The sequence below is a fragment of the Streptomyces sp. MP131-18 genome (assembly GCF_001984575.1).
In the GTDB taxonomy this organism is placed as follows: Bacteria; Actinomycetota; Actinomycetes; order Streptomycetales; family Streptomycetaceae; genus Streptomyces; species Streptomyces johnsoniae.
The window spans coordinates 1-5,059 of the sequence record NZ_LZNS01000004.1 but is presented as its reverse complement, the minus strand read 5'-3'; the positions used below and the strand labels follow the sequence as shown (position 1 = coordinate 5,059).

The 5,059-nt window shown below is 57.5% G+C and carries 2 rRNA genes; both read left to right on the top strand.

The window, feature by feature from the left end:
* Window positions 1–133: 133 nt before the first annotated feature.
* Window positions 134–1,671: ribosomal RNA gene (locus STBA_RS35305) — 16S ribosomal RNA — on the top strand.
* Between the two features lie 244 nt (window positions 1,672–1,915).
* A 23S ribosomal RNA gene (locus STBA_RS35300) occupies window positions 1,916–5,028 on the top strand.
* Together the 16S and 23S rRNA genes form the textbook arrangement of a ribosomal RNA operon.
* The last annotated feature ends 31 nt before the right edge of the window (window positions 5,029–5,059 follow it).

Genomic DNA, 5,059 nt, shown 5'->3' with positions numbered 1-5,059 from the left:
AAGCGTCCGTTCCTTGAGAACTCAACAGCGTGCCAAAAGTCAACGCCAATGTTTTGTGGGCCGAGATGGTTTCTTGGTCTTTTGTTTTACAGTTCAGCGAGGGTTTTCTCGTGTGGATTGTTTCTTTGAAGCATTCACGGAGAGTTTGATCCTGGCTCAGGACGAACGCTGGCGGCGTGCTTAACACATGCAAGTCGAACGATGATCCGGTTTCGGCCGGTGATTAGTGGCGAACGGGTGAGTAACACGTGGGTAATCTGCCCTGCACTCTGGGATAAGCCTGGGAAACTGGGTCTAATACCGGATATACACTGGTGGTCGCATGGCCTGCTGGTGGAAAGCTTTTGCGGTGTGGGATGGGCCCGCGGCCTATCAGCTTGTTGGTGGGGTAGTGGCCTACCAAGGCGACGACGGGTAGCCGGCCTGAGAGGGTGACCGGCCACACTGGGACTGAGACACGGCCCAGACTCCTACGGGAGGCAGCAGTGGGGAATATTGCACAATGGGCGGAAGCCTGATGCAGCGACGCCGCGTGAGGGATGACGGCCTTCGGGTTGTAAACCTCTTTCAGCAGGGAAGAAGCTCCTTGGGGTGACGGTACCTGTAGAAGAAGCACCGGCTAACTACGTGCCAGCAGCCGCGGTAATACGTAGGGTGCAAGCGTTGTCCGGAATTATTGGGCGTAAAGAGCTCGTAGGCGGCTTGTCGCGTCGGTTGTGAAAGCCCGGGGCTTAACCCTGGGTCTGCAGTCGATACGGGCAGGCTAGAGTTCGGTAGGGGAGACTGGAATTCCTGGTGTAGCGGTGAAATGCGCAGATATCAGGAGGAACACCGGTGGCGAAGGCGGGTCTCTGGGCCGATACTGACGCTGAGGAGCGAAAGCGTGGGGAGCGAACAGGATTAGATACCCTGGTAGTCCACGCTGTAAACGGTGGGAACTAGGTGTGGGCAGCATTCCACGTTGTCTGTGCCGCAGCTAACGCATTAAGTTCCCCGCCTGGGGAGTACGGCCGCAAGGCTAAAACTCAAAGGAATTGACGGGGGCCCGCACAAGCGGCGGAGCATGTGGCTTAATTCGACGCAACGCGAAGAACCTTACCAAGGCTTGACATATGCCGGACAGCTCTGGAGACAGGGTTTCTCTTTGAGTCGGTGTACAGGTGGTGCATGGCTGTCGTCAGCTCGTGTCGTGAGATGTTGGGTTAAGTCCCGCAACGAGCGCAACCCTTATCCTGTGTTGCCAGCAACATCCTTTGGGGTGGTTGGGGACTCACGGGAGACTGCCGGGGTCAACTCGGAGGAAGGTGGGGACGACGTCAAGTCATCATGCCCCTTATGTCTTGGGCTGCACACGTGCTACAATGGCCGGTACAATGAGCTGCGATGCCGTGAGGTGGAGCGAATCTCAAAAAGCCGGTCTCAGTTCGGATTGGGGTCTGCAACTCGACCCCATGAAGTCGGAGTCGCTAGTAATCGCAGATCAGCATTGCTGCGGTGAATACGTTCCCGGGCCTTGTACACACCGCCCGTCACGTCACGAAAGTCGGTAACACCCGAAGCCGGTGGCCCAACCCCCTTGTGGGGAGGGAGTCGTCGAAGGTGGGACTGGCGATTGGGACGAAGTCGTAACAAGGTAGCCGTACCGGAAGGTGCGGCTGGATCACCTCCTTTCTAAGGAGCATATGGCTGGCCCTGGGCGAGTGTCCTGGGGTGGTTGCTCATGGGTGGAACGTTGACTATTCGGGGCTGGTTGGCCTGGTTGTGTGTCTGAGTACTGCCTGTTGTGGGTGTGGAAAGGGTGTGCGGTGGGTTGGCTGGTTCCGGGCGCGCTGTTGGGTTGTGAGGGCATGGCTGCTTTGCGGTGGTGTGTCTTCGTTTGTTGGTTGAGAATTGCACAGTGGACGCGAGCATCTGTGGCCAAGTTTTTAAGGGCGCACGGTGGATGCCTTGGTACCAGGAACCGATGAAGGACGTGGGAGGCCGCGATAGTCCCCGGGGAGTTGTCAACCGAGCTGTGATCCGGGGGTTTCCGAATGGGGGAACCCGGCAGTCGTTATGGGCTGTCACCTGCCGCTGAATGTATAGGCGGTGTGGAGGGAACGCGGGGAAGTGAAACATCTCAGTACCCGTAGGAAGAGAAAACAACCGTGATTCCGGGAGTAGTGGTGAGCGAAACCGGAGGAGGCTAAACCGTTTGTGTGTGATACCCGGCAGGGGTTGCGCAGGCGGGGTTGTGGGAGTTCCTTGTGATCGTTCTGCCGGACGGTCGGCGAGTGAGAAATCGTGGATGTAGGCGAAGGGCATGCGAAAGGCCTGGCGTAGAGGGTAAGACCCCCGTAGCTGAAATGTCTGCGACTCGTTGAGGGGCCACCCAAGTAGCACGGGGCCCGAGAAATCCTGTGTGAATCTGGCGGGACCACCCGTTAAGCCTAAATATTCCCTGGTGACCGATAGTGGATAGTACCGTGAGGGAATGGTGAAAAGTACCGCGGGAGCGGAGTGAAAGAGTACCTGAAACCGTGTGCCTACAAGCCGTGGGAGCGTCGCATGCCGGGACTTGTCTCGGTGTGTCGTGACTGCGTGCCTTTTGAAGAATGAGCCTGCGAGTTTGCGGTGTGTTGCGAGGTTAACCTGTTGGTGGGGAGCCGTAGCGAAAGCGAGTCCGAAGAGGGCGATTGAGTAGCATGCCCTAGACCCGAAGCGGGGTGATCTAGCCATGGGCAGGGTGAAGCGTGGGTAAGACTGCGTGGAGGCCCGAACCCACCAGAGTTGAAAATCTGGGGGATGACCTGTGGTTAGGGGTGAAAGGCCAATCAGACTCCGTGATAGCTGGTTCTCCCCGAAATGCATTTAGGTGCAGCGTCGTGTGTTGCTTGTCGGAGGTAGAGCACTGGGTAGGTGATGGGCCTTACCGGGTTACTGACCTTAGCCAAACTCCGAATGCCGGCAAGTTGAGCGCGGCAGTGAGACTGTGGGGGATAAGCTCCATGGTCGAGAGGGAAACAGCCCAGAGCATCGACTAAGGCCCCTAAGCGTGTGCTAAGTGGGAAAGGATGTGGAGTCGCAGAGACAGCCAGGAGGTTGGCTTAGAAGCAGCCATCCTTGAAAGAGTGCGTAATAGCTCACTGGTCGAGTGATTCTGCGCCGATAATGTAGCGGGGCTCAAGTACACCGCCGAAGTCGTGTCACTGCACATTGTGTGGTGGGTAGGGGAGCGTCGTGTGCCGGGTGAAGCAGCCGTGGAAGCGTGTTGTGGATGGTTCACGAGTGAGAATGCAGGCATGAGTAGCGATACACACGTGGGAAACGTGTGCGCCGATTGACTAAGGGTTCCTGGGTCAAGTTGATCTGCCCAGGGTAAGTCGGGGCCTAAGGCGAGGCCGACAGGCGTAGTCGATGGATAACCGGTTGATATTCCGGTACCCGCTATGGAGCGCCAGCGCTGAATCTTCTGATGCTAAGCCCGTGAAGCCGCCGGCAGGGGTCTTTGATTCTTGTCGGAGTGGTGGAGCCGGTGACCCGAGGGGGTAGTAGGTGAGTGATGGGGTGACGCAGGAAGGTAGTCCAGCCCGGGCGGTGGTTGTCCCGGGGTAAGGGTGTGGCCCGTCGTGCAGGTAAATCCGTGCGACATGTGGGTGAGACCTGATGCCGAGCCGATTGTGGTGAAGTGGATGATCCTATGCTGTCGAGAAAAGCCTCTAGCGATGTTTCATGGTGGCCCGTACCCTAAACCGACTCAGGTGGTCAGGTAGAGTATACCGAGGCGTTCGGGTGAACTATGGTTAAGGAACTCGGCAAATTGCCCCCGTAACTTCGGGAGAAGGGGGGCCGCTTCTGGTGAAGGACTTTTCGTCTGGAGCTGGGGGTGGCCGCAGAGACCAGCGAGAAGCGACTGTTTACTAAAAACACAGGTCCGTGCGAAGCTGTAAGGCGATGTATACGGACTGACGCCTGCCCGGTGCTGGAACGTTAAGGGGACCGGTTAGCTGCTCTTCGGGGTGGCGAGGCTGGGAACTTAAGCGCCAGTAAACGGCGGTGGTAACTATAACCATCCTAAGGTAGCGAAATTCCTTGTCGGGTAAGTTCCGACCTGCACGAATGGCGTAACGACTTCTCGGCTGTCTCAACCATAGGCCCGGTGAAATTGCATTACGAGTAAAGATGCTCGTTTCGCGCAGCAGGACGGAAAGACCCCGGGACCTTTACTATAGCTTGATATTGGTGTTCGGTTCGGTTTGTGTAGGATAGGTGGGAGACTGTGATGCTCGGGCGCCAGCCTGGGTGGAGTCGTTGTTGAAATACCACTCTGATCGTGCTGGATGTCTAACCTGGGTCCGTGATCCGGATCGGGGACAGTGTCTGGTGGGTAGTTTAACTGGGGCGGTTGCCTCCTAAAGAGTAACGGAGGCGCCCAAAGGTTCCCTCAGCCTGGTTGGTTATCAGGTGGTGAGTGTAAGTGCACAAGGGAGCTTGACTGTGAGACTGGCGGGTCGAGCAGGTGCGAAAGCAGGGACTAGTGATCCGGCGGTGGCTTGTGGGAGCGCCGTCGCTCATCGGATAAAAGGTACCCCGGGGATAACAGGCTGATCTTCCCCAAGAGTCCGTATCGACGGGATGGTTTGGCACCTCGATGTCGGCTCGTCGCATCCTGGGGCTGGAGTTGGTCCCAAGGGTTGGGCTGTTCGCCCATTAAAGCGGTACGCGAGCTGGGTTTAGAACGTCGTGAGACAGTTCGGTCCCTATCCGCTGTGCGCGTTGGAGTCTTGAGAAGGGCTGTCCCTAGTACGAGAGGACCGGGACGGACGAACCTCTGGTGTGCCAGTTGTTCTGCCAAGGGCATGGCTGGTTGGCTACGTTCGGGAGGGATAACCGCTGAAAGCATCTAAGCGGGAAGCCTGCTTCGAGATGAGGACTCCCACCTACTTGATAGGGTAAGGCTCCCTGTAGACGACGGGGTTGATAGGCCGGAGATGGAAGCCTGGTGACGGGTGGAGTTGACCGGTACTAATAGGCCGAGGGCTTGTCCGCAGATGCTCGCGTCCACTGTGAATTCTTAGCC